Origin of the sequence: Streptomyces sp. MA5143a, assembly GCF_900290235.1 — a bacterium.
Taxonomy (GTDB): domain Bacteria; phylum Actinomycetota; class Actinomycetes; order Streptomycetales; family Streptomycetaceae; genus Streptomyces.
In genome coordinates, this window is sequence record NZ_OLMK01000086.1 from 54525 (window position 1) to 78496 (window position 23972).

Genomic DNA, 23972 nt, shown 5'->3' on the forward strand with positions numbered 1-23972 from the left:
AAATGCGTTGCGCATCATGCATCCAATTGCTTGTGGTGGAACACCCTGTCGGGCGCCAAGACCTACGTCAAGAGGTTGGTGGATGACGATTCAGCCATGCGGACACTTGCGCGTCCACCCTTGACCGGGAGCGGCGTCAAGCCGACCATGTTGCGTATCGCTCACCTTGTTGTGCAATACGCACCGACGGAGGCTGTCATGTCCCCTCGACCGCACCCTGGCCGTGAGTACGTCCTCACCCTCTCGTGTCCCGACAGCGCGGGGCTGGTCCACGCGGTGAGCGGCTTCCTCGTGAGGAACTCCGGGAACATCCTGGAGAGCCAGCAGTTCGACGACCGGCTCCAGGGCCGCTTCTTCATGAGGGTCCATTTCGATGTCTCCGACCCGGACGCGGAGCTGAAGACGCTGCGGTACCGGTTCGGTCCGGTCGCCGAGGCGTACCGCATCTCCTGGGCCCTCAGCGAGGCATCCACCCCGACCCGGACGCTCATCATGGTGTCCCGGTTCGGCCACTGCCTGAACGACCTGCTCTTCCGCAGCCGCTCCGGCGCCCTCAACATCGAGATCCCGGCGATCGTCTCCAACCACCGGGACTTCGAGGGGCTCGCGGAGACCTACGGCATCCCCTTCCACCACGTCCCGGTCACCCGGGACACCAAGGCCGAGGCGGAGGCGCGGCTGCTGGAGCTGGTGCGCGACCTCGACGTCGACCTGGTGGTGCTGGCCCGCTACATGCAGATCCTCTCCGACGACCTGTGCAAGCAGCTGGAGGGCCGCGCGATCAACATCCACCACTCCTTCCTGCCCAGCTTCAAGGGCGCCCGCCCCTACGACCAGGCCTACGACCGCGGGGTCAAGCTGGTCGGCGCGACGGCCCACTATGTGACCCCCGACCTGGACGAGGGCCAGATCATCGAGCAGGACGTGGTCCGCGTCGACCACTCCCTCGCCCCCAAGGACCTCGTCACCGTCGGCCGTGACGTGGAGGCGCAGGTCCTCGCGCACGCGGTGAAGTGGCACAGCGAGAGCCGGGTCATGGTGGACGGCAACCGCACGGTGGTCTTCCGCTGAGAGCGGGCACGACGGCGGGCGGGGCTGGATCTCCAGCCCCGCCCCTCTTTGTATACGGCCGGCGGGGGTGCCCGCGTCCAAAGCCCCGCCGGGGTGTGTCAGCCGTCGAGGCGGTCCAGCAGCGTGCGGCGCCAGGCCTCCGTCTCGGCGATCTGGTTGAACGTGAACAGGTGCAGCCCCGCCACCCCCGCCGAGGGCGCGGTGAGAGCACCCTCGGACCGGGTCAGCAGGGCCTCGGGCGAGTAGCCGCCGGGCGCGGCGAAGCGCAGGAACCACAGGGGGTGCCTGGCGAGGAACCGCGTCGACTCCCCCACCCCGATCTTCGTCGCCATGGCCAGCAGCTTCGCCCGCTGCACGGGGCCGGCGACGCCCACGTACACGGGCAGCTCGACGCCCCTGCCCCGCACCCGGGCGATCCACTGCCCGAGCACCCGCGGGTCGAAGCAGAGGTTGCTCACGACGTACGTGGCGTGCTCGCGCTTGTCCCACATGGCCTGGACGGTGATGTCGTCGTGGATCAGCGGATGGCTCTCGGGGTAGCCGGTGACGCCGACCTCGGCGAAGGGCCGCCCCAGCTCGCTGAGGCGGCGCAGCACCGGCAGCGCCCCGTCGTACGTCCCGGCCGGCGGATCGGCGTCGCCGGCCGGCACGAAGACGTCGTCGACACCGGACTCGCGGAGCCGGTCGACGGTCTCCTTCAGGTGGGCGTCGTCCCGCAGCAGCCGCGCGGGCACGTGCGGGACGACGCGGTAGCCGTGGGCGGCGAGCCGCGCGGCGAGGTCGAGGGTCGGCTCCAGGCCCTTGACGGGGGACGCCGTCACGGTGACGACGACGTCGCGCGGCACATGGGCGAGGACCTTCTCCTCCGTCGCCCTGGCGGGCAGCACCTCGTAGCGGACGCGGCGCAGCAGCGCACTGAGTCCCGGGGCGGTCAACCTCTACCCCGCCGACTTCTGGGCGTCACGGTGGCGGTAGTAGGCCGCCGTGGACGCGGGCAGCGGCTCCTTGCCGAGGATCAGGTCGGCGGCCTTCTCCGCGATCATCATCACGGGCGCGTAGATGTTGCCGTTGGTGACGTACGGCATGACGGAGGCGTCCACGACGCGCAGGCCCTCGACGCCGTGCACCCGCATGCTGGTGGGGTCGACGACGGACATCTCGTCGGTGCCCATCTTGCAGGTGCAGGACGGGTGCAGGGCCGTCTCGCCGTCCTTGGCGACCCAGGCGAGGATCTCCTCGTCGCTCTCGACGGACGGCCCGGGCGAGATCTCCCCGCCGTTGTAGGGGGCGAGCGCGGGCTGGTTGAGGAGGTCGCGGGCCACGCGGACCGCCTCGACCCATTCGCGGCGGTCCTGTTCGGTGGAGAGGTAGTTGAAGCGCAGCGCGGGGTGTTCGCGCGGGTCCTTGCTCTTGATCTTCACGGAGCCGATGGCGTCGGAGTACATGGGGCCGACGTGCACCTGGTAGCCGTGGCCGCCGGCCGGTACGGAGCCGTCGTAGCGGACCGCGATCGGCAGGAAGTGGAACATGAGGTTGGGGTAGTCGACGTCGTCGTTGCTACGGCAGAAGCCGCCGGCCTCGAAGTGGTTGGTGGCGGCGGGCCCCTTGCGGAACAGCCACTGGAGCCCGATGAAGGGGGCGCGCCACTTCGCCAGGTACGGCTGCATGGAGACCGGCTGTTTGCAGGCGTACTGGATGTAGACCTCCAGATGGTCCTGCATGTTCTCGCCGACGCCGGGGAGGTCGTGGACGACGTCGATGCCGAGGGCGCTCAGTTCCTCGGCGTTGCCGACGCCGGAGAGCTGGAGCAGCTGCGGGGAGTTGATGGCGCCGCCGCACAGGATGACTTCCCTGGCGCGGACCTGCGTCGGGGCGCCCTTGCCGCGCTGGTACTCGACGCCGACGGCCTTCTTGCCCTCGAAGAGGACGCGGGTGACGAGGGCGCGGGTGGTGACCGTGAGGTTGGGGCGCTTCCTGGCGGGCTTGAGGTAGGCCTTGGAGGCGGAGAGCCGGCGGCCGCGGTGGACGTTGCGGTCGAACTTGGCGAAGCCCTCCTGCCGGAAGCCGTTGACGTCGTCCGTGGGGGCGTGGCCCGCTTCCTCGGTGGCCTTGAGGAACGCGGTGAACAGCGGGTTGGTGGCGGGGCCGCGTTCGAGGACGAGGGGGCCGTCGTGGCCGCGGAACTCGTCGTCCGGGTCGGCGGCGAGACAGTTCTCCATGCGCCGGAAGTACGGCAGGCAGTGGGCGTAGTCCCAGCTCTCCATGCCCGGGTCGGCCGCCCAGCGCTCGTAGTCCAGGGGGTTGCCCCGCTGGAAGATCATGCCGTTGATGCTGCTGGAGCCGCCGAGCACCTTGCCGCGCGCGTGGTAGACGCGCCGGCCGCCCATGTGGGGCTCGGGCTCGGACTCGTACTTCCAGTCGTAGAACCGGCTGCCGATCGGATAGGTCAGCGCCGCGGGCATGTGGATGAAGACGTCCCACGGGTAGTCGGACCGGCCGGCCTCCAGGACCAGCACACGGTTGGCCGGGTCCGCGGAGAGTCTGTTCGCCAGTGCGCTGCCGGCCGAACCGCCGCCGACGATGACGAAGTCGTAGTGCAGGGGAGCCATGGTGCCTCGTCTCGCTCGCGCCATCGGTACGCGAGGCATGCTAGACCGGTATCGCAATACGCACCAGGTTGCGAGCAACGCAACTTGTCCCGGTGAGTTTCGCGCCTGTTACTTGCAATCGTGTTGTTTACTGCGCGTATAGTTTCGTTGTGAGCAACCACAGGCAAGACACCGAAACCTCGAATTCACAGTCCGGTGGAGTGCAGTCGGTCGACCGCGCCATCAGCGTCCTGGAGATCCTGGCCCAGCGCGGGGAGGCGGGCGTCAGTGAGGTGGCCGCCGAGATCGATGTTCACAAGTCCACCGCGTTCCGTCTGCTCGGCGCCCTGGAGGCTCGCGGCCTCGTGGAGCAGTCGGGCGAGCGCGGCAAGTACCGGCTCGGCTTCGGCATCGTACGCCTGGCCGGCGCGGTCACGGCCCGTATCGACATCACCCAGCAGGGCCGCCCGGTCTGCGAGCGGCTCGCGGAGGAGATCGGCGAGACCGTCAACATCGCGGTGCTCCAGGAGCACTACGCGATCAACCTCTACCAGGTGCGCGGCCCCGGGGCGGTGACCGCGCACAACTGGGTCGGCCAGCTGACCCCGCTGCACGCCACGTCGAGCGGCAAGGTGCTGCTGGCGTACCTGCCCGCCCAGGAGCGCGCCGCGCTGCTGGCCGAGGCGGGCCTGAAGAAGGTCACGCCGCACACCATCACCTCCAGGACCAGGCTGGAGAAGCATCTGGCGGAGGTGCGGGAGGCCGGCTACGCCTGGACCCAGGAGGAGTTGGAGATCGGCCTGCACGCCATGGCCGCCCCGGTCCTCGACCGGGAGGGACAGGTCATCGCGGCGGTCACCGCCTCGGGCCCCTCGTACCGGTTCACCGAGGAGCGGATGCGGGAGCTGGCGCCGGTGCTGATCAAGGGCGCCGAGGAGATCAGCCACCGGATGGGTTACCTGGGCTGATCCCCGGACGCTACGACCGGCCGCCCAGCCGTTCGCTGACCCAGTCGTGGAAGGCGCCGATGTGGTGCTCGCTGGGCACCAGGACGCCGCCCTTGGCGTACATCCGGGAGCTCATGCCCGGCTGTGTGCGTTCGCACGCGTCGAAGTCCTGCCGGTTGACCCGGTCGAAGAGTTCCACGGACCGGCTGACGTCCTTGCCGCTCTCCACGACGTGCGGGAGGTAGAGCCAGTCGCACTCGACGATCGTGCGGTCGACGGCCACCGGGTACATCCGGTGGAAGATCACATGGTCGGGGACGAGGTTGATGAAGACCTGCGGCTTGACGGTGATCGCGTAGTAGCGGCGGTCCTGGTCGTCCGAGACGCCGGGGATGCGGTCCAGCCCCTCGGAGCCGTCGACGGTGAAGCCCCGCACCTCCTCGCCGAACTCCGCGCCGTGGCCGACGTAGTACTGGGCCGCGTAGCCGTCCGCGAACTCGGGGAGCACCTCGGTGAGTTCCGGGTGGATCGTGGCGCAGTGGTAGCACTCCATGAAGTTCTCGATGATGAGCTTCCAGTTGGCCTTGACGTCGTAGACGATCCGCTTGCCGACGGAGAGGTTGTCGACGTCGTAGCGCTCGATGGACGCGATGTCGCCGAGCCGCTCGACGACCGCGCCCATCACGTCCTCCTCGAAGGAGGGCGGGTTCTCCGCCAGGCACACCCAGACATAGCCGAGCCATTCCCGGACGGCCACGCCGACCAGGCCGTACTCGGTGCGGCCGACGTCGGGCATCTTGGTGAGGTTGGGGGCCGCGACCAGCTTGCCGTTCAGGTCGTACGTCCAGGCGTGGTACGGGCACTGGAAGGCCCGCTTGACCTCGCCGGTCTCCTCCGTGCAGAGCTTGGCGCCACGGTGCCGGCAGACGTTGAAGTAGGCGCGGATCGAGTTGTCCCGGGCGCGGGTGACGAGGATGCTCTCGCGGCCCACGTCGACGGTGCGGAACGCGCCGGGCTTCGCCAGTTCGGAGGCGCGCGCGACACAGAACCACATGGTCTCGAATATGTGCTCCTGCTCCTGGGCGAAGATCTGCGGATCCGTGTAGGAGGAGCCGGGGAGGGTGGCGATCAGGCTGTCCGGCAGGCTGGTCGAGGTCACGGTGCACTCCTCGGGAAACGTCGTGGATCGGACTGTCACGCGCCGGGAAGAGCCACTCCGGACGGCGTTGTGTGTGGAGCAACGCTGCGCGCCATGAGGAACCGCAGCTTGGGGTGGTGCGGCTGCGGTGTCAAGGTGTGGCGGCGAGCTGCTTGCGCCAGCGGGTGAACAACCGGGGCTGGTTCATCCCGAGCACGGCGACCGGGTGTCCGGCGCGCCGGTAGACGGCGAGGACGTCGCGGTCGTCGGCGGCGCCCTGCTCGACGGTCACGCTGTCGGCGCCGGCCGCGTGACCGGCGAACTGGATCTTCACGCCGTACTGGTCGGACCAGAAGTACGGCGGCCGGGGCACTCCCGGTTCCACGGCGCCGCCCGCCAGCAGGGTGGCGACGGCGGCGGCGGGCCGCTCCTGGGCGCCGGTCCAGTGTTCGACGCGGCGGTGGTGTCCGGCGCGCGGGTCGTACCAGGAGGCGCAGTCCCCGACGGCGACGACGCCGGCGAGGCTGGTGCGGCCGTCGGCGCCGCACGTCACGCCGTTGTCGAGCGCGATGCCGGATCCCTCCAGCCACTCGACGCACGGGCGGGCACCCACGCCGACGACGACGATGTCGGCGGGGATCGTCCGACCGTCCTCCAGGAGGACGGCGTCGACCCTGGCCTCACCGCTCAGCCCCTTGACGCCGACCCCGCACAGCAGCCGTGCGCCGTGGTCGGCGTGGAGGGCGGAGACGATACGGCCCATCTCCTCGCCGAGCGGCCCGGCGAGCGGTGTGGGCGCCGCCTCGACGACCGTGACGTCCAGGCCGAGCGCCCGGGCGGTGGAGGCGACCTCGGCGCCGATGAAGCCGCCGCCGATCACGACCATCCGTCCGCCGCCTGCCAGTTCGTCCCGCAGGGCGCGGGCGTCGTCCAGGGTGCGTAGGACATGCACCCCGGCGAGGCCTTCGGAGCCGGGCAGTTGCCGGGCGGCTGCGCCGGTGGCGATGACGATGCCGTCGGCCCGCACCGCACCGCCGTCGGCGAGCCGGACGGTCCGCTCACGGGCGTCGAGTCCCACGGCCCGGGTGCCGAGCAGCCACTCGGCCCGCAGGTCCTCGCCGTCCGTCTCCAGCGCGAGGTCCCTCTCGCCGAGCACCCCGGAAAGGAAGTCCTTGGAGAGCGGGGGCCGGTCGTACGGGCGGTGGAGCTCGTCGCCGATGACGACGAGCCGCCCGTCGTAGCCCTGCTTCCGCAGCGAGCGCGCCGCCGAGAGGCCGGCGAGCGAGGCGCCCACGACGGCCACCGTCCTCACGCGGGACCACCGGCGAGCCGGGCGGCCACGCAGGGCGGCAGGTTGGGGGCGTCCGTGGACACCTTCACATAGATCATGCCGTCCTCGACGACGACCTCGTGCGTCCGCACCGGCAGCTTGGCCGGCGGAGCGTCGACCGCTCCGGTCCGCAGGTCGAACTTCGAGGCGTGCAGCGGGCATTCCACCTCGCAGCCCTCCAGCCAGCCGTCGGCGAGCGAGGCGTCCTGGTGGGTGCAGGTGTCGTCGATGGCGAAGACCTCGCCGTCGTCGGTGTGGAACACCGAGACCGGCGGGTCGATGTCGAGCCGGATGGCCTCGCCTCGCGGAAGATCGGCGAGACGGCACGCGGGAATCATCATGACACCTCGGTGCGTATAGCGAAACGGATTGCGGTAAGCGCAACATCAGTCTGGGGTCGCCCTGAACCCTTGTCAAGGCGTCGAAAGGCCCGCTTCCAACGTGCCCCCGGGCCGTCCTCAAGACAGCTCGAAACGCCCGCACCACCTGCGGAAACAGGCAGTACGGGCGCCGCGCGGGGAGCCTCGGTCGAGCTGGTCAGAAACCGCGGTCGAGCCATTCCTGGAGGTGCGGGGCCTCCGTGGCGATCGTGGTCGTCCCCCCGTGACCGGTGTGGACGACGGTGTCGCCGGGCAGGGTCAGCAGCCGGTCGCGGATGGAGTCGACGATGGTGGGGAAGTCGCTGTACGACCTGCCCGTCGCGCCCGGTCCGCCCGCGAACAGGGTGTCGCCGCTGAAGAGGGCCGCCAGGTCCGGCGCGTACAGGCAGACCGCGCCGGGGGCGTGGCCGGGCGTGTGCAGCACGGTCAGCCCGACACCCGCCACCGTCAGGACCTGACCGTCGGCGAGTTCACCGTCGGGTGCGCGCTCGGGGTGGGTCTGCTTCCACAGCGGCGTGTCGTCGGGGTGGAGCCAGATCGGGGCGCCGGTGCGCTCGGCGAGGGCGGGCGCGGCGTCGATGTGGTCGTTGTGGGCGTGGGTGCAGACGATGGCCGTCAGCCTGCGGTCACCGATGGCCTCGGCGATGGCGTCGGCGTCGTGGGCGGCGTCGATGACGACGACCTCGTGGTCGTCGCCGACGATCCACACGTTGTTCTCGACGTCCCAGGTGCCGCCGTCCAGACTGAACGTGCCCGAGGTGACGAGATGCTCGATACGGGCGCCGGTCGTCACAGGACCACCACCGAGCGCAGCACGTCACCGTGGTGCATCCGCTCGAAGGCCTTCTCGACGTCGTCCAGGGCGATGGTCTCGGTGACGAAGGCGTCGAGGTCGAGTCGGCCCTGGAGATGGAGGTCGATGAGCATCGGGAAGTCACGGGACGGCAGGCAGTCGCCGTACCAGGACGACTTCAGCGAACCACCGCGGCCGAACACGTCGAGCAGGGGCAGCTCCAGCTTCATCTCCGGGGTGGGCACACCGACGAGGACGACCGTGCCGGCGAGGTCGCGGGCGTAGAAGGCCTGCTGGTAGGTCTCGGGGCGGCCCACCGCCTCGATGACGACGTCGGCGCCGAAACCACCGGTCAGCTCGCGGATCGCCTCGACGGCGTCGGTGTCGCGGGAGTTGACGGTGTGGGTCGCGCCCAGCTTCTCGGCGGTCCGGAGCTTGCGGTCGTCGATGTCCACGGCGATGATCTTCGCCGCGCCCGCCAGGTTCGACCCGACGACCGCGGCGGCGCCGACCCCGCCGCAGCCGATGACGGCGACGCTGTCACCGCGGCCTACGTTGCCGGTGTTGATGGCGGCGCCGATGCCGGCCATGACACCGCAGCCCAGCAGACCGGCGGCCGCCGCGGACGCGGCGCGGTCGACCTTGGTGCACTGCCCCGCCGCCACCAGCGTCTTCTCCGCGAAGGCGCCGATGCCCAGCGCCGGGGACAGCTCCGTGCCGTCGGTCAGGGTCATCTTCTGCTTGGCGTTGTGGGTGGCGAAGCAGTACCACGGCCGGCCGCGCCGACAGGCCCGGCACTGCCCGCACACGGCACGCCAGTTGAGGATGACGAAGTCACCGGGGGCCACGTCGGTGACCCCCTCCCCCACCGACTCCACGACACCGGCGGCCTCATGGCCCAGCAGGAAGGGGAAGTCGTCGTTGATGCCGCCCTCGCGGTAGTGGAGATCGGTGTGGCAGACCCCGCACGCCTCGATCTTGACCAGCGCCTCACCCGGTCCGGGGTCGGGCACGATGATCGTTTCCAGGCTGACGGGGGCGCCCTTCCCCCGCGCGACGACAGCACGGACCTGGTGAGCCATGGCCACTCCTCGGCTGGTACAAGACCTCAGACTGATGTTGCTTATGGCGGTACACAACGCATGTTCCGCAACACAGCATCGGGGAGGGCGGACCCGGGGTCAAGGATTCGACCTGGGGTTTCCGGCAGGCCCCGCAGGGGACCCGCCGACCATGACCGAGCGGCCCCTCTCGCACCGGCCCCGGCAGACGTCGCACCTGCCACGGCGCCCGGCGCTTCGACGGGTCGCCGTCGCCGTCGAAACCGCATTCCGGCTGCTGGCCCGGCTGCGCGGCGCTCCCGCACTGCACCCACGCGGACTGACGTGCGCGGCGGAGCTGGAGGTCGTGACCGACGGGGGTGAGCCCTGGGGCGTCCCGCGGCTGGACAGGGTCGGGCTGTACGAGGCCACGGTGCGCCTCTCCCGGGCGGCCGGTCTGCCGCGCCGGCTGCCCGGCGAGGTGGCGGGCCGTACGGCCGACGCGGCCACCGCCCCGTCGGCGGCCTCGCCGACGCGGCCCCACCGCACACGGCCGCCCTGTCAGGACTCCCGGCGGCATGCGCCTCACCGTCGGCGCCCCTCCCCCACCTGACTGCCGAGGAGGCGAGGGTCGAGGTCAGCGGGTCGTTCGGCCCATGCGGCCACCGCCGCGGGCGCTCATGTCGGTGCGGCCGCTCCGGCCCGTCCGGTCGGTCTCGCTCGCCGCGGCTCCGGCGGCCAGTGCCAGCAGCAGCGCGACGGCGCCGACGATGATGTTGTTCACGACGGTCCGCGTGGTGTCGACGTTTCCGGCGACGACCCACGGAGCGACGATGGTCCAGACTCCGATCAGCGCCGCCGCCCACGCCCTGGCGTGGGTGCGCTCGTAGGCGTGGCCGAAGCCGCTGAGCAGGAGCGCGTAGGCGATACCGGTGATCAGGTTGTTGATGGCCAGGGTGCCGAGGTCGTTGAATCCCGCGATCCACGGCGAGGCAGCCAGGTACAGCCCCGTGATGAGGGCCAGCGCCTCGACCGCCTGCCCCTGCTGCGTCGAGGCCGCCCGCTCGGCCCGGGCGTGACGTTCCCGCATCTCGACGATGTCGGGATGCGACTCCAGGGTGGTGTGGGTCTGGTCGGTCATTGCTCGCCTCCTGCTTGCGTCGGGCACGATCAACTGCGTGCCCCCGATCGAAGCCCGAGTACCCACGCGAATGCCATGAATCAGGTCATTTCGAAGTGCCGGTCGGGACCGGGGAAGGGGGTGGCCGGAACGGGCGAGCACCGGCGAGGAGCGCCGGTACGCCTTCCGCCGGCTCGTGCGACTGCCGGCCGTGCACGAGACCGCCGAGGAGGAGGTCGTCCACCCCGCCGCCGCAGCGCCCTGGCCGGCGGCGGTCAGGTGGTCGAGACGACCGGCTCGCCGAGGAACGGGCCGCCAAGGAGACCCTGGCGGATCTGGACGACCTGGGCACCGACGACCCGAGGTTCCCACCTCGGCTTACGCGGCCGCGTACGGAGGTGCGGGAGCACGCCCGGGCCGAGGAACGCCACGAGTTCCCGCGCCTCCCCCGAGGCGCCGACCCCGGGCGGCCGGCCACCACGCCAAGGCGGTCGGGGCCGCCGAGGCGTCGGCGCCCACCCGTCCCCGCCCCGGCACCGAGCGCCCGGCGTGTCCGGCGTGGCGGGGGTGGTCGAGGGCGCCCTCGGGTCCGGAGTGGCCGGGGAGGCCGCGGCGGTCTCTAATGGTGGAGGGAGCGGCGGCGATTGGAGGACGTCTGGCGTGGTTGACCTGGGGCTTCGCCCGGTCGACGGAGTCGCTCGCACCCGGTGGTGACGGCCGCGCCGTCCCGTCCGCGGCGGCCCTCACGACCGTGACGCAAAACGGTTCCTCCGGGCGTTCCCGGAGTTCCCGAGCGGCATGGTGCGGGGCGCCGCCGGGCACACATGTGTCGGGTTTGCGGTGAAGCGGCTGGGCACTCGGATCGTCCCAGAAGCAAGCGCCTGAGTTGAGGTGATCAACCCCGCGGGACGGGTGTCGGCCAGGGTTCCTCGCGTGCCGGTCACGGCAGCGAGCCGAGCAGAGGGCGACTGATGACGACGATCGGCCTGGAAGAGGAGTACATGCTGGTCGACCCTGTCACGGGCCTACCGGTCCCCTACGCCGAGAAGGTCCGCCTGTCGGCGTGTCTGGCGCACCTGGCGGAGGAGCACGAGGTGCACTACGAGCTGCTCCAGTCGCAGGTCGAGGTCACCACCCCGGTGTGCCACACCCTGGACGAGATCGGCGGTCACCTGCTCAGGTTGCGGCACGCCGTGGGCGCCGCCGCCGAGGAGCACGGCTGCCGTATCGCCGCCGCCGCCACGCCCCCGCTGCGCGACGCGCGGTCCATGGCCGTCACCGACCAGACCCGCTACCGGGCGATGCTGGCGCAGGCACCGCAGCTGGTGGAGGAACAGCTGGTCAACGGCATGCATGTGCATGTGGGCGTCCCCGGTCGCGAGGTCGGCGTCGAGGTGCTGAACCGGCTTCGCCTCTGGCTGCCCACCCTGACCGCCATGTCGGCGAACTCCCCGCTGTGGGACGGCCACGACACCGGCTTCGCCAGCTGGCGCACGGTCGTCTTCAGTCGCTGGCCGGTGAGCGGGATGCCGCCCGCCTTCCGGGACGCGGCCGACTACGACCGGCGGCTGCACCAGCTGGTGGAGAGCGGTCTGATCTGCGACACCGGGCAGGTGTACTGGCAGGCCCGGCTCTCGGAGCGCTATCCGACCGTCGAGGTGCGCTGCCCCGACGTGCAGCTGCGCGCGGACGACGCGGTGATGTTCGCCGGGATCGTCCGGGCGCTGGTGGAGACCGCCCGAGTCGAGGCGGCCGCCGGCGCTCCCCCGCCCGACTGCCCGCCGGAGCTGCTGGAGGCGGCCATGTGGCACGCCGCCCGCCATGGTCTGAGCGACACCCTGATCGGCCCCGACGGTCGGCGCCACCGGGCCGGTGACGTGCTGTGCCGGCTGCTGCGGCATGTCGGACCGGCGCTGGAGGCGTCCGGCGACACCCGTGAGGTGACGAGCCTGGTGCACCGGCTGCTCCAGGGCGGCACCGGGGCTGACCGGCAGCGGACCGCCCTCGCGACCGGCGGCCCGAGGGCGGCCATCGAGCTGATCACCACGGAGAGCACGCTCCCCTGACGTCGGCATGGCCACGCCGTACCGGTGGCGGGGTCACGGCTTGCGGCCGCGTCCGGTCCGACCCGCGAGGACCGCTTTCCGCCGAACCCGAGACGTCGGGTGCCGCCCGCACCGGGGCGGCACCCTTCTGTCGGCTACGGCGCGGGAGTCGGGCCGGGCCGCTCCCCGCGGCCGACGGAGACGCGGCCGCCCGACCGTGTCTGCGGAGTCAGTTCGACCTGCACCTGATGGGTCGTCTGGCGGTCGACGGAGCCACCCAGTTCGGCCGTCACCACCCCGATGCGCACACCGCCGCGGCCCGAGCCGGACTGGTGGACCTGCACGGTGAACTGGAGACTCACCTTGTCGACACTGAATCCGAGGGACCGGCCCTGCGCCTCGTCCTGGGCCCGCTCCAGTTCCCCCCTGATCTGCCGGATCACCTCGGTCAATCCCACGAACCCCGGCCCATCGGTCAACTCGCACCCCCCGCACGCCCGTTGATCCCTGTCGTCCCAGTATGCGCCGGGACGCGTCGCTCGTATAGTTGTGCTATGGCGGACGACGGGGGAGTCGTTGATGGTTCGTCACTCGAGACGCCCGGCTGGGCTGTGCGCATCCGCCGGGCCGACGGAAGGATCGCGGGCGCCGGCATTCTGCTGAGCCCCGACCGGGTGCTGACCTGCGCCCATGTGATCGAGGACCGGGAGGCCCGGTTTACCGCGGAGTTCGTCGGGGCGGCGCCCGGTCTCCTGGTGCCCTCGGTCGCCGCGTGGGTCGACGGGGACGCGTATGTGCCCAACACCCGTGACTTCGACGGCGATCCCCTCGGCGACGTGGCGCTGCTCCGCCTCGAACGGCCGAGACCCGTGGCGGAGACGACCCTGCTGTACCGCCTCTCGGCGCCGAACCGCGCGGTCCAGATGTACGGCTTCCCCTACGACCACAACGGCGGCATCTGGTTCCGGGCCAGCATCGTCGGCGGCTGCGGACGGGACGGTCAGGTCCAGTTGAGCCCGACGAGCCCCGGTGAGCTGGCCAGTCCCGGATGCAGTGGCTCGGGCGTGATGGACACCCTGACCGGCAAGGTCATCGGCATGGTCCTCAGTGGCATCTCCGACCAGCACGGCAACCAGTTCTCCTTCATGAGCCCGGCCGAGACCATCGTCCGGCACCTCCCCCAGGTCCGCCGGTGGACCCGCGGCAAGGCGGCCGTCGACGACGGGCTGAGGACGACCCGCCAGGACACGGCCGAGGCGCTGCTCGACGAGCCGTTCGCCCAGCGCCTCGCCGACTGGCTCCAGGACGACGGACAGCAGGTGAAGATCAGCCTGGTCCCGGCCGGGGACACGGTACGGGCCGCCACGCTGCGCCGCGCGATCACCCTCGCCGACCGGGAGTTGCGCACCGCGGCGTCCGTCGGCCGCGCCTCCCTCGACCCGCCCGGCACCGTCCCCTCGGCCGGCGGCCACGACCTGGCCGTGGACGCGGCCGGACTGACCTCCGCGGAGATCGGGGAGCGGATCGCCGAGCGCATGGGGCTGTGGCAGCATCCCGCGGACCCGGTGGCGGAGCGGATCAGGGCCGCGGACGTCACCCTCACCCTGGTCGTCGTCGGGGTCGACGAGGCCGCCGATCCGCCCGCGCTGCTGGAACTGCTGAAGGCCCTGCGCGCCAAGGGCAACCGCCTCCTGCTGGTCTTCCGCGACGCCGGTACCGTCTACCACCGCGCCCGGAGCGAACTGGTCCTCGAACCCGAACGGGAGCGCCGCGCCCGTCTCGTCGCCCGGCTGGAGGAGATCACCGGTCCGCTCGCCCACGCCCTCCACGAGGGCCTCGGAGCCGTACGGGCCGACGAGGTGCGCCCCGCCGACGCCGACCTGGTACGGGCGCACGCCGCGCTCGCCGCCCTCAGGCTCGGGCAGGGCGCCGACGACGGCGGCCCGCACCCGGAGCTGGCCCGCTACGAGCGGCTCGCCCAGCGGGTGGCCGCACGGCTGAGCAGGACCGTCCGCGCCCTCGACGCGCTGCGCGACCGGCGGGACGAGCTGGACGGCAGGCTCCGCGGCTACCACGACCTGCATCTGAACTCCGTACGAGGCAACGAGGAGGACCTGACCTTGGACGCTCTTCGTCTGCGCGCGCACGAACTGCTGCGGGCCAGGCCGTGCGACGTCAAGGCCGCCGAGGCCGCCGTGGAGGCGTACACCCGCCGGGTCGACCGCCGGGCCCCGCGCGGGCGGGGACACGGAGGTGCCTCCGCGACATGACGTCCTTACCCGTGCCGTGCCCGAGGCCCGACTGCCCGGGCGGCGGCCGCATCATGGTGACCGGCTTCTGCGACACCTGTCACCGACGGCCCCCCGACCAGGCCCGGACGACCCCGGCACGGCCCGCGCCCCGACGCGAACACGGATCCGCGTCCCCGTCCGGATCCACGTCCACGTCCGTATCCGCATCCGCATCCGCATCCGTATCCGCATCCGGGAAGCGGACCCCGCGGTCCGCCCGGTCGGCCGCGGAGACCCTCGACAACGACGGGCTGGTGATCCTCCCCGAGGTCCCCTCCCCCGACCCGTCGGAGGCCGCGGCCACCGTCGCCGCCCCGCCCACCGGCGGCCGGCGCTGCGGCGTCGACAACTGCGCCGGGACCATCGGCGTCGCCTTCCCCGGCGGCCCCGCCCTGGCTCACGGGTACTGCCCCCAGTGCGGCCGCGCGTACTCCTTCGAACCGAAGCTGCGCCCCGGGGACCGGGTCGGCGACCACTACCGGGTGCTCGGCTTCCTCGCGGTGGGCGGCCTCGGCTGGGTCTATCTGGCGGAGGACACCCGGGTGCCGGACCTCCATGTCGTCCTCAAGGGGCTGATCAACACCGGGGACGCGGTCGCCCGGCGGTCGGCCGTCGAGGAGCGCCGCTCCCTCACCACGCTCCACCACCGGGACATCGTGCGGATCGTGACGTACGTGCGGCACCAGGAGCCCGACGAGACGGAACCCACCGGGTACATCGTCATGGAGTACGTCGGCGGCCGCTCGCTCGACTGGATCCGGCGCGCCTCCGACGCGGAACTCGCGGCCCTCTTCGGCGGCTCCTTCGGCATCGGCCATGTGATCACCTACGGCTGCAAGATCCTCGGGGCGCTGGAGTACCTGCACCATCAGGGCCTGCTGTACTGCGACATGAAGCCCGAGAACGTCATCCACTACGGGCGCGACATCAAGGTCATCGACCTCGGGGCGATCCGGCGGACCGACGACCGGTCCTCCACGCTCGTCTACACCTCGGGCTACGCGCCGCCGAAGAAGGAACGCGACCAGCGGGGCTTCCACCTCGACACCGACCTCTTCACCGTCGGCCGGACCCTGGAGACCCTGGCCGCGCGCGCCGAGCCCGCCGCGGGGCTCGCCGCCCGCTCCTTCGACGCGCTGATCAGACGGGCCACCCACGCGGAGCCGGCGGCCCGCTTCACGTCGGCGGCCGAGATGTCCCGTCAGCTGTGGGAGGTGCTGCGCGAGCACCAGGCGCTCAGCGGGCACCCGCCGTACCCGGAGCGCTCCACCCGGTTCGAGCCGACGGCGGCGGTGTTCGGCGCGGCCCTCGGCACGGTGCCGGCACTGGACCACTGGACCCGCCGCTCGGGGCCGGACACGCCGGAGCTGCCCGTCGGGGCACCGGCCCCCGAGGACACCGCGCGGGCGCTGCCGGTGCCGATCCCCGATCCGGGGGATCCCGCCGCCGTCCTGCTCGGCGGTCTCGTCTCCGGCAGCCCCGAGCGCATCGCGGAACGCGCAGAGCGGGACCCGGCGCTCGGCACCGTCGAGACGGCGTGGTGGCTGTGCCGCGCCTACCTCGCCGACGGGGACACCGACCGGGCCGCGCGATGGCTCGACCGGGCCCGCGAGCGGAGCGGCGCCTACGACTGGCGGGGCTTCTGGCACCAGGGGCTGCTGTGGCTGACATGTGGTCAGGTGCAGCGGGCGGAGGCCGAGTTCGCGGCCGCCTACGCCGCGCTGCCCGGGGAGTCGGCGCCGAAGCTGGCGCTGGGGTTCTGCGCGGAGTACCGCTCGGCCGCCGAGGACCGGACGGAGGCGTACTACGAGGCCGTATGGCGGCGGGACCGGACGCAGGGCAGCGCGGCCTTCGGGCTCGCCCGGCTCCATCTGCGGCGGGGGGACCGGGCACGGGCGGTCGCGGTGCTGGACGAGGTGCCGACGACGTCACGGCACTACGACGCCGCGCGCGTCGCCGCGGTCCGGGTGCTCGTCGGCCGGCTGGCCGGATCGGGGCCGTCGGTGGACGAGTTGGCCGACGCGGACCGGCGGCTGGCGCGGCTGGCGGGCCCGGCGCAGCAGCTCGTGGGCGGCGCGGCCTGGGACCGGCTGGTCACCGAGGTCCGCGAGCACGCGTTGGTGTGCCGACCGCCCGGCGGGTGGGGGCCGCGTTTCCCGGCCGGTGAGGTGTTCGGGCCGCTGGACACCCGCGGGGCGTTGAGCAGCCGGCTGTCGGGTTCGCTGAGGAGGCTCGCGGACCAGGCGGGCAGCGCCGTCGAGCGCGGTGAGCTGCTCGACCGGGCGTACGCGGTGCTCCCGGAGCCGGTCCGCCTGCGGGAGCTGCTGCGGGGCCGGCGACGGACGGCGTGAAGGTGCGGGGCCCGCGGCCGGGACGTCGGCGGGCCGTGAACGGGCCGGGCGGGCCGAGGCCCGCGGACGAGGGCGAGGAGCACGGACACCGTGGACACAGGGGCATGCGTGAACGAGCACGCGAGGAACGAGGGAACGGGGAACGAGGAAACGGGGAACGAGGGAACGGCGGGCGGCGGGGCCGCGGGGACCACGTCGGTGGGCCTCGACCTCAGCCAGTGGAAGTACCTGTCGCGCGAGGCGCGGGAACCGCAGATGCACGCGATCCTGACCGTCGAGGCCGACGGGACGCAGGGCGGCGGGACGCAGGGAGCCGGCGTCGGCCCGATGCTGGCGCAGGTGCTGGCCGTGGACTGCTCCAGTTCGATGGCGTATCCGCAGGAGAAGCTGCGCGCGGCCCATCAGGCGGCCGTGGCGGCGCTGCGGCTGTTGCCGGACGGCACACCCTTCGCGGTGGTCAGGGGCACCCAGTCGGCGGACCTGGTCTACCCGACGACGGCGACCATGGCGCGGGCCGACGCCCGCCACCGCGCGCGGGCGGAACGGGCCGTGCTGAACCTGGTGGCCGGTGGCGGCACCTGCATCGGCAGTTGGCTGGACCTGTCCCGCAGGCTGCTGATCGACGCGGACGCCCCCATCGGCCATGTCCTGTTGCTCACCGACGGCAAGAACCAGCACGACGAGCTGATGCCGCTGTCGGAGGTCCTGGACGCGTGCGCGGGACGGTTCGTGTGCGACGCCTGGGGCATCGGCGACGGCTGGGACGGCCGGGAACTGCTGCGGATCACCAGCCGGCTGCACGGCACGGCGTCGTCGGTGCGGGAGGAGGCGTCCCTGCCCGAGGAGTACGCGCGGCTGACGCGCCGTCTGCTCGCGAAGAGCATCCCGGAACTGGTGATCGCGGTGACCCCCACGGCCGGGGCCCGGGTGCGCTCCCTCAAGCAAGTGTTTCCGACCGAGGTGGAGCTGGACCCGGTGGGCACGGACGGCGACGGGACCCTGCGGTTCGTCACGCGCGCGTGGGGCGACGAGACCCGCCGGTACCAGCTGTGCCTGTCCGCGGACCCCACCGGCATGCCCTCGGGCGAGGATCTTCAGCTCGCGGTCGTCGCCCTCGACGTGCCCGGCGGCCGGGGCGTGGAGGTGACGCCGCCCCTGCCGTGCGTGGTGCACTGGACCGACGACGTGGCGCTGTCCGGGCAAAGTGACATCCAGGTCGAGCACTTCGAGCGCCATCAGCGGCTCGGCGAGGCCGTCGCCGCGGCGACGGACGCCCACCGCGGCAGGCGGCGCGACGCAGCGGAGCACCATCTGGGCCGGGCCGTGCAACTGGCCCACGCCATCGGCGCCGAGCAGGCCCTGGACCGGCTGGAGCGCCTGGTGGAGGTCCTCGACGCCGAGGCGGGCCGGGTCCGGCTCCGTCCCGGTGTGGCGGCCGTGGACTTCGAGCATCTGATCACCGCGAGCAGCCACAGCACGTACGGGCCCGACGCGGGCTCCACCGACGACATGTTCCTCGGCGACCCGGTCGCGGCCACCGTGCGATGCCCCTCGTGCCGGGAGCGGACGCCGGCGACGGCGCGCTTCTGCCCCCTGTGCGGTCACGACCTGCGGGAGCGGGCGTGAACTCCACCGGGCGTGATCTGGTGCGCAGACTCCGGGTGCTGCTCTTGCTCTCGGTGGTCTCCACCCTGGTGCTGTTCGCCGCCTACCGGGGCGTGCACGACGACACCGTGCCACTGGCGTCGTCGAGCGCGCCGGGCATCCTGGCCGTCGACACCGCGAGGAACGCCGTGCAGCGGGCGCACGCGGCCGTCGACGGGAGCGGGCCGGCGCCGGACGCGACGGGCGACTTCCACACCCAGATATCGGTGGCCCACCAGAGCATCGCCGTCGCGGCGTCGGAGAACGTCGCCGGCCCGGCGGACCGTCACACCCTGAAGACGATCACGGGGCTGATCACGGTGTACTCGGCGTGGGTGGAGCAGGCGGGGCGGGAGGAGGACGCGTCGCTGCGCGCGGCGTTCCTGCACTACGCGGAGCGGGGCCGGGACGACATCGTCGAGCGCCTCGACGAACTGCGGGACCGGCGGCTGGCGGTCGCCCGTGAGCAGGCGTCGTTCCCGTGGCCGCTGTGGCTGGGCTGGGGCACCGTGGCGGTGCTGGGCCTCGCGCTGTGCGGGGCGCTGGTGGAGGCGCAGTGGTTCGCGCGGCGCCGCTTCCGTACCGCCGTGCAGCCGTGGCTGCTCGCCGCCACGGTGCTGTGGGCGGGCTGGGTGGTGCTCCTCGGCTGGTTCACGGTGCGGGCGCGGCGGGCGATGGGTGACTCGCTCGCCGAGCTGCGCGGAGCCCGGTCGGCGGACGAGATCCCCGAGGCCGGGGCGAACGTGGAGCGGTACATGGCGGACGCCGGCTTCTGGGCGTCGCTGTCCGGCTGGGTGCTCGTCGGAGGGGTCGTGCTGATGGTGTTGACGGTGTCGGGGCTGGGGCCGCGTATCTCCGAGTACCGGTTCAGGGGTCCGCGGTGAGCCGCCCGCGGACCCGGACGGTCGTCGCCGTCGGGGTGTGTCTGGTGCTGCTCGCCGCGGTGGTCGTGGCGGTGCGTCTGACGGGGGGCTGGACGGGGTCGGTCACGGTGCTCGCCAACTGGAGCGGCGCCGAGCGGGAGCAGTTCGAGCGGGCGGTGCGGCCGTTCGAGGAGGAGCACCGCATCGACGTCGTGTACCAGGGCAGTTCCGCCCTGAGCCAGGTGCTGGCCGCTGATCTGGCGGCCGGTACCCAACCCGACGTGGCGCTGCTGCCGGGTCCGGGCGAGCTGACGGCGTACGCGGCCGAGGGCCGACTGGAGCCGCTGGACGGGCTGTTCGAGGCGGGTGACTACGGCGGGGTCTGGGTGCCGAAGGTGGCGGGAGGGGACGGCCGGGAGCGCACGTACTGGCTGCCGGTGAAGACCGGTCTGAAGAGCATGGTGTGGCACGGGGGCGATCTGTCGGGGGCCGGGATCGGGCGGGCCGCCGGTGAGCCCGGCCGCTGGTGCGTGGGCATGGAGTCCGGGGCCACCTCGGGCTGGCCGGGCACCGACTGGGTGGAGGACATCCTGCTCCAGCAGGCCGGCCCGGAGGTGTACGCGCGGTGGGCGAACGGCCGCCTCCCGTGGACGGACCCCCGGGTGCGGAAGGCATGGCGGACGTGGGGCGACATGGTGGGCGCGGGCGACCGGTCCCGGGTCGACCGCCTGCTCCAGGACAACTTCGCCCGGGACTGCCCCCGACGGAACCTGGAGCATCTGGGGTCGTTCCGCGCCGGCCACTGGAAGCCGTCGGCGGGTGACTTCGTGCACTCCGCCGAGGTGATCCCGGGCGCGCGCGAGGGCGCCGACCACTGGGAGGTCTCCGGGGACCTCGCGGCCCTGCTCAACGCGACGGACGAGGCGAAGAAGCTGATCCGGTTCCTGGCCGACCCCGGCACCCGGCTGCCGGACTTCACCGCCCACCGCAGGGCCCCTGCACCGGACGGTCCCGAGGACGCGCCGAGGCGGCGGATCGGTTCGATCCTGCGGGGCGCGGAGCGGCGGCTGTGCTGGGACGCCTCGGACACCATGCCCCCGGCCCTGCGCGACGCGTTCCACCAGGCGGTGCTACGTTTCCTGGTCGCTCCCCGTGAACTGGACGCTTTGCTAGGAGAGTTGGAGACCCTGAGCGATGACCGCCGCCCCACCCTGCCGGTGTGCGGCGGCGGTTGACGAGCCGGCCGACAAAGGCCCCGGCTCACACGGGCGACCCCGCTCAACAGCCCCTCCCGACCCTGCGACAGCCCCTTCCGGTCCGGCTCGGCGGCCCCGGTCGGTGCTGTACCACCGGGTGTCGCTCTCCGGTGCTCAACCGCTCGCATGCACGGGCTCCATGGGCTCCACGGGCTCGGCCACGGCCGCCGCTTCCACGGCCGGGGCCGCCGGACGGGATGCGACGCGTCGGGTGACGCGGTCGGTGACACGGCGGGCGAGGGGTTCGGTCCAGCGGGCGGCGAGCGGACCGAGGACGACGAGGATCAGGACGTAGGCGGTGGCGAGCGGACCGATCCGGGGTTCCACGCCGACGGCGAGTCCGGCGATGACGATGGAGAACTCGCCGCGGGCGACCAGGGTCCCACCCGCCCGCCAGCGGCCCTTCGCGGTGATGCCGGCGCGGCGGGCCGCCCAGTGGCCCGTGGCGATCTTGGTGAGGGCGGTGACGGCGGCCAGCGCGAGGGCCGGGACGAGCACCGGCGGGATGTCGGCGGGGTCGGTGTGCAGGCCGAAGAAGACGAAGAACACCGCGGCGAACAGGTCCCGCAGCGGGGTGAGGATGTTGCCGGCGCCTTCGGCGACCTCACCGGACAGGGCGATCCCCACGAGGAACGCGCCCACGGCGGCCGAGACCTGGAGGTGCTGGGCGACCCCGGCGACGACGAGGGTGAGGCCGAGGACGACCAGGAGGAGCAGTTCGGCGTTGTCGGAGGAGACGGCACGGCTGATCAGCCGGCCGTGCCGCAGGGCCATGTAGAGGACGGCGCCCACGGTGCCCAGGGCGATCAGCAGGGTGACGGCACCGCCCGCGAGGCTCACCCCGGCGAGCAGGGCGGTGAGGATCGGCAGGTAGACGGCCATCGAGAGGTCCTCGAGGACCAGGATGCCGAGCACCACGGGTGTCTCGCGGTTGCCGAGCCTGCCCAGGTCGCCGAGGACCTTGGCGATGACGCCGGAGGAGGAGATCCAGGTGACCCCGGCGAGGGCGACGGCGGCGACCGGCCCCCAGCCGAGGAGCAGGGCCAGTCCGGCGCCGGGGGCCGCGTTGAGTACGAAGTCGACGGCGCCGGAGGGGTATTGGGTCTTGAGGTTGGTGACGAGTTCGGTGGCGCTGTACTCCAGGCCGAGCAGGAGCAGCAGCAGGATGACGCCTATCTCGGCGCCGGTGGCGACGAACCCCTCACTGGCCCGCAGGGGAACGATGCCGCCCTGACCGAAGGCGAGCCCGGCGAGCAGATAGAGGGGTATGGGTGAGAAGCCCACCCTTCCGGCGAGGCGTCCCAGCAGGCCGAGGGCGAGGATGATCGCCCCGAGTTCGATGAGCATGGCGGTGGTGTGATGCACGGGCGTCTGTCCTCCGTCGACGAGGGCGGGCGGCGTCTGTGCCTGGTGTCGGTTAGGCGGGTACGGCGGGCGGGCGTCCGGTCAGCCCGTCACTCGCCGGTATCGGGGACACTGTCGCGAGCGGCGATCACGGCACGCACGCGGATGACTCGTCCCATGCCCTCGCCCCCCATCACGTCGGCCCTGGATCACCGACCACTTCCCCCACGCCTGAGCGAACACATGCTCAATGGAGCATAAGTATTCGGTAAGGATGCTAGCGCATCCCCGCATGGAAAAGCCCGAAAACCACACACAAGGTGGCCGTTGGCCGCTGGATCAGCGCCGGGTGTCGAGCAGCGAGGTGAGCGTCTCCGTGAAGGCGGCCGCCGACTGGTCGGCGTGCTCGCGGATCCGCGCCGCCACGGCGTCGGCACCGCCGCCCTCCACCAGGTGAACGAGTCGGTCCAGGCGCCGCCCGTGGCCCTCGCGGGTGTCGGGAAGGGTGGTCAGATAGAAGTCCGCCGCGTCGTACGCCATGTGGAACACATGCTTCTTCACGTCGCTCAGCGTCAGATAGTCGTCATGGGTCGTCGGCACCGGCTCGGGAGCGCCCACGCACAGGACCGGGGTGCCCGCGCCCCAGGCGTTGACCGCCAGGTGGTAGGTGTCGGTGACGACCATCCGGTATCGGGGCAGGACGTGCAGCAGGTCGCCGAGGGTGTGGTCGCCGGGCCGCCGCGCGATGTGGGCGGCGCGGACCGGGACGTCCCGGTCGAACCAGGGCAGCCATTCGAGCGGGGCGTCGAGGCGGTCGGCGAGGGACGCGCAGAACTCCGGGAGCCAGGCCGGGATCTCGGTGCGCGCGCCGAGGAACACACCGATCGCGCCGCCCTCCGGCAGGTCCTGGGACCAGGCCGTGGCCGGGAGGTGGTCCAGGTCGCCGGGGCGGGACAGCAGGGCCGCGTCCGAGCCGAAGTATTCGGTGGCGCGGTCCCCGCGGAAGCGGGCGACCTTGGCCGCGGAGAGCGGCTCACGTGTCCAGATCCGGTGACTGCGCGTCACCAGCCGTGAGAAGAGGGGGCCGTACTCCTTGTCCTCGTAGTCGGACTGGGTGTTGTGCAGGATCGTCCCGCCGTAGCTGAGGGTCCGAGAGAGGAGTTCGTCCGGCTGGTCCGCCAGCAGCAGCGTGCGGTTCAGCAGCTGCCGGGCCGTGTCCCGGTCCTCCGCCATGCCGAAGTCCATGAGGCGGTTCGTCGCGTCCTGCGCCAGATAGTGCCGCGTGTGCAGGAAGTCGCCCCAGAAGACGACCGCGTCGTGGTCGCGCAGCTCGTCGAGGTGCTCGGCCAACGGCAGGAAGCGGAACGGGAACTCGGTGCCGCGCGCGCACTCCCGCGGTTCGACCGTCTCCGGTGGGTGCAGGGTGTACCAGGTGGCGTCGACGGGGGTGGCCATCCGCCGCCGGAGGGACTCGAACGCCAGGTCTACGGTCACCATGCCCGTGTTGCGGTACCCGATGTTCGGCGCGGTGATGACGGCAACGCGTGCCATGTGCTCGTTGTCCCCTTCGCCGGTCCCGGAGCCGTCGTGGTCAGTAACGGATCACGTGCCAACGTACACGCCCGACCCGGGCCGGCCGCGCCCGGCCCGTCGGCCCGGTCGCCCACCAACCGTCCTGCGGTGAAGGCGAATTGGCGGCGCCCCGGACCGAGACCGCCGAGCACCCGTACGCCGGGCTTCGGGGGGGCGCCGCGCGAGCCGGTGAACCTTT

20 protein-coding genes are annotated in these 23972 nt (G+C 72.3%); 9 read left to right on the top strand and 11 right to left on the bottom strand.

The window, feature by feature from the left end:
- Positions 1–198: 198 nt before the first annotated feature.
- Positions 199–1071, top strand: a complete 873-nt coding sequence (gene purU / locus SMA5143A_RS31965; protein WP_099969252.1) for a formyltetrahydrofolate deformylase — start codon at positions 199–201, stop codon at positions 1069–1071.
- A gap of 98 nt (positions 1072–1169) precedes the next feature.
- On the opposite strand, the gene SMA5143A_RS31970 is transcribed toward purU, so the two are convergent.
- Together SMA5143A_RS31970 and betA are read right to left on the bottom strand one after the other, a co-directional pair.
- Entirely contained in the window at positions 1170–2006 is an 837-nt protein-coding gene (locus SMA5143A_RS31970) for a methylenetetrahydrofolate reductase (RefSeq protein ID WP_107466340.1), read from the bottom strand.
- Positions 2007–2009: 3 nt separating this feature from the next.
- On the bottom strand, positions 2010–3680 hold the full coding sequence (gene betA / locus SMA5143A_RS31975) for a choline dehydrogenase (RefSeq protein WP_107466341.1): 1671 nt from the start codon (positions 3678–3680) through the stop codon (positions 2010–2012).
- Positions 3681–3880: 200 nt separating this feature from the next.
- Between betA and SMA5143A_RS31980 the strand changes: the two genes are divergently transcribed.
- Complete coding sequence (locus SMA5143A_RS31980; protein ID WP_099969249.1) at positions 3881–4627, top strand: IclR family transcriptional regulator; 747 nt, start codon at positions 3881–3883, stop codon at positions 4625–4627.
- Positions 4628–4637: 10 nt separating this feature from the next.
- Here SMA5143A_RS31980 and SMA5143A_RS31985 read toward each other — a convergent pair whose 3' ends face one another.
- The 5 genes from SMA5143A_RS31985 to SMA5143A_RS32005 all read right to left on the bottom strand — a co-directional run bounded on the left by SMA5143A_RS31985 (position 4638) and on the right by SMA5143A_RS32005 (position 9329).
- Positions 4638–5765, bottom strand: a complete 1128-nt coding sequence (locus SMA5143A_RS31985; RefSeq protein WP_107466342.1) for an aromatic ring-hydroxylating oxygenase subunit alpha — start codon at positions 5763–5765, stop codon at positions 4638–4640.
- Positions 5766–5895: 130 nt separating this feature from the next.
- Entirely contained in the window at positions 5896–7056 is a 1161-nt protein-coding gene (locus SMA5143A_RS31990; protein ID WP_107466343.1) for an NAD(P)/FAD-dependent oxidoreductase, read from the bottom strand.
- Positions 7053–7415, bottom strand: coding sequence for a bifunctional 3-phenylpropionate/cinnamic acid dioxygenase ferredoxin subunit (locus SMA5143A_RS31995; RefSeq protein ID WP_055717707.1), 363 nt, complete (start codon positions 7413–7415; stop codon positions 7053–7055). The genes SMA5143A_RS31990 and SMA5143A_RS31995 overlap by 4 nt, the downstream gene beginning before the upstream one ends.
- A gap of 196 nt (positions 7416–7611) precedes the next feature.
- Complete coding sequence (locus SMA5143A_RS32000; protein ID WP_107466344.1) at positions 7612–8247, bottom strand: MBL fold metallo-hydrolase; 636 nt, start codon at positions 8245–8247, stop codon at positions 7612–7614.
- Positions 8244–9329 (bottom strand): S-(hydroxymethyl)mycothiol dehydrogenase, encoded by a 1086-nt coding sequence (locus tag SMA5143A_RS32005; RefSeq protein ID WP_107466345.1) that lies wholly within the window; start codon positions 9327–9329, stop codon positions 8244–8246. The genes SMA5143A_RS32000 and SMA5143A_RS32005 overlap by 4 nt, the downstream gene beginning before the upstream one ends.
- Before the next feature lie 151 nt (positions 9330–9480).
- Here SMA5143A_RS32005 and SMA5143A_RS32010 point away from each other — a divergent pair, with 151 nt between their 5' ends.
- Positions 9481–9900 carry a hypothetical protein gene (locus SMA5143A_RS32010; protein ID WP_107466346.1) on the top strand — a complete coding sequence of 140 codons (420 nt, stop codon included), beginning with the start codon at positions 9481–9483 and terminating at the stop codon, positions 9898–9900.
- Between the two features lie 24 nt (positions 9901–9924).
- Here SMA5143A_RS32010 and SMA5143A_RS32015 read toward each other — a convergent pair whose 3' ends face one another.
- The gene (locus SMA5143A_RS32015; RefSeq protein ID WP_181362095.1) at positions 9925–10428 is read right to left on the bottom strand and encodes an SPW repeat protein; all 504 of its coding nucleotides are present in this window, start codon (positions 10426–10428) and stop codon (positions 9925–9927) included.
- A gap of 950 nt (positions 10429–11378) precedes the next feature.
- Here SMA5143A_RS32015 and SMA5143A_RS32020 point away from each other — a divergent pair.
- Complete coding sequence (locus SMA5143A_RS32020; protein WP_107466347.1) at positions 11379–12473, top strand: carboxylate-amine ligase; 1095 nt, start codon at positions 11379–11381, stop codon at positions 12471–12473.
- Between the two features lie 134 nt (positions 12474–12607).
- Here SMA5143A_RS32020 and SMA5143A_RS32025 read toward each other — a convergent pair whose 3' ends face one another.
- Positions 12608–12910, bottom strand: coding sequence for a trypco2 family protein (locus SMA5143A_RS32025; RefSeq protein ID WP_308408353.1), 303 nt, complete (start codon positions 12908–12910; stop codon positions 12608–12610).
- A gap of 96 nt (positions 12911–13006) precedes the next feature.
- Between SMA5143A_RS32025 and SMA5143A_RS32030 the strand changes: the two genes are divergently transcribed.
- From SMA5143A_RS32030 to SMA5143A_RS32050, 5 genes are all read left to right on the top strand, one after another.
- Complete coding sequence (locus SMA5143A_RS32030; RefSeq protein ID WP_107466348.1) at positions 13007–14722, top strand: trypsin-like serine peptidase; 1716 nt, start codon at positions 13007–13009, stop codon at positions 14720–14722.
- A 53-nt stretch (positions 14723–14775) separates the two neighbouring features.
- Complete coding sequence (locus tag SMA5143A_RS32035; RefSeq protein WP_181362098.1) at positions 14776–17094, top strand: tetratricopeptide repeat protein; 2319 nt, start codon at positions 14776–14778, stop codon at positions 17092–17094.
- 108 nt (positions 17095–17202) lie between these two features.
- Positions 17203–18720, top strand: coding sequence for a hypothetical protein (locus tag SMA5143A_RS32040; protein WP_258193856.1), 1518 nt, complete (start codon positions 17203–17205; stop codon positions 18718–18720).
- Positions 18717–19622 (top strand): hypothetical protein, encoded by a 906-nt coding sequence (locus tag SMA5143A_RS32045; protein WP_107466350.1) that lies wholly within the window; start codon positions 18717–18719, stop codon positions 19620–19622. Before SMA5143A_RS32040 ends, SMA5143A_RS32045 begins: the two co-directional genes overlap by 4 nt.
- Positions 19619–20836 (top strand): ABC transporter substrate-binding protein, encoded by a 1218-nt coding sequence (locus tag SMA5143A_RS32050; protein ID WP_107466351.1) that lies wholly within the window; start codon positions 19619–19621, stop codon positions 20834–20836. The genes SMA5143A_RS32045 and SMA5143A_RS32050 overlap by 4 nt, the downstream gene beginning before the upstream one ends.
- 135 nt (positions 20837–20971) lie before the next feature.
- On the opposite strand, the gene SMA5143A_RS32055 is transcribed toward SMA5143A_RS32050, so the two are convergent.
- Together SMA5143A_RS32055 and SMA5143A_RS32060 are read right to left on the bottom strand one after the other, a co-directional pair.
- Positions 20972–22222: a cation:proton antiporter gene (locus SMA5143A_RS32055; RefSeq protein ID WP_258193857.1), complete on the bottom strand. Its 1251-nt coding sequence runs from the start codon at positions 22220–22222 to the stop codon at positions 20972–20974.
- A 318-nt stretch (positions 22223–22540) separates the two neighbouring features.
- Positions 22541–23752 (bottom strand): hypothetical protein, encoded by a 1212-nt coding sequence (locus tag SMA5143A_RS32060; RefSeq protein ID WP_107466352.1) that lies wholly within the window; start codon positions 23750–23752, stop codon positions 22541–22543.
- Positions 23753–23972 lie beyond the last annotated feature (220 nt).

What these genes read in the sequence shown, in the direction of transcription:
- SMA5143A_RS32035 (WP_181362098.1), top strand. Translation starts at nt 14,776, where the DNA reads ATGGTGACCGGCTTCTGCGACACCTGTCACCGACGGCCCCCCGACCAG.
- SMA5143A_RS32010 (WP_107466346.1), top strand. Translation starts at nt 9,481, where the DNA reads ATGACCGAGCGGCCCCTCTCGCACCGGCCCCGGCAGACGTCGCACCTG.
- SMA5143A_RS32015 (WP_181362095.1), bottom strand. Translation starts at nt 10,428, where the DNA reads ATGACCGACCAGACCCACACCACCCTGGAGTCGCATCCCGACATCGTC.
- purU (WP_099969252.1), top strand. Translation starts at nt 199, where the DNA reads ATGTCCCCTCGACCGCACCCTGGCCGTGAGTACGTCCTCACCCTCTCG.
- SMA5143A_RS32030 (WP_107466348.1), top strand. Translation starts at nt 13,007, where the DNA reads ATGGCGGACGACGGGGGAGTCGTTGATGGTTCGTCACTCGAGACGCCC.
- SMA5143A_RS32060 (WP_107466352.1), bottom strand. Translation starts at nt 23,752, where the DNA reads ATGGCACGCGTTGCCGTCATCACCGCGCCGAACATCGGGTACCGCAAC.
- SMA5143A_RS31995 (WP_055717707.1), bottom strand. Translation starts at nt 7,415, where the DNA reads ATGATGATTCCCGCGTGCCGTCTCGCCGATCTTCCGCGAGGCGAGGCC.
- SMA5143A_RS32020 (WP_107466347.1), top strand. Translation starts at nt 11,379, where the DNA reads ATGACGACGATCGGCCTGGAAGAGGAGTACATGCTGGTCGACCCTGTC.
- SMA5143A_RS32005 (WP_107466345.1), bottom strand. Translation starts at nt 9,329, where the DNA reads ATGGCTCACCAGGTCCGTGCTGTCGTCGCGCGGGGGAAGGGCGCCCCC.
- betA (WP_107466341.1), bottom strand. Translation starts at nt 3,680, where the DNA reads ATGGCTCCCCTGCACTACGACTTCGTCATCGTCGGCGGCGGTTCGGCC.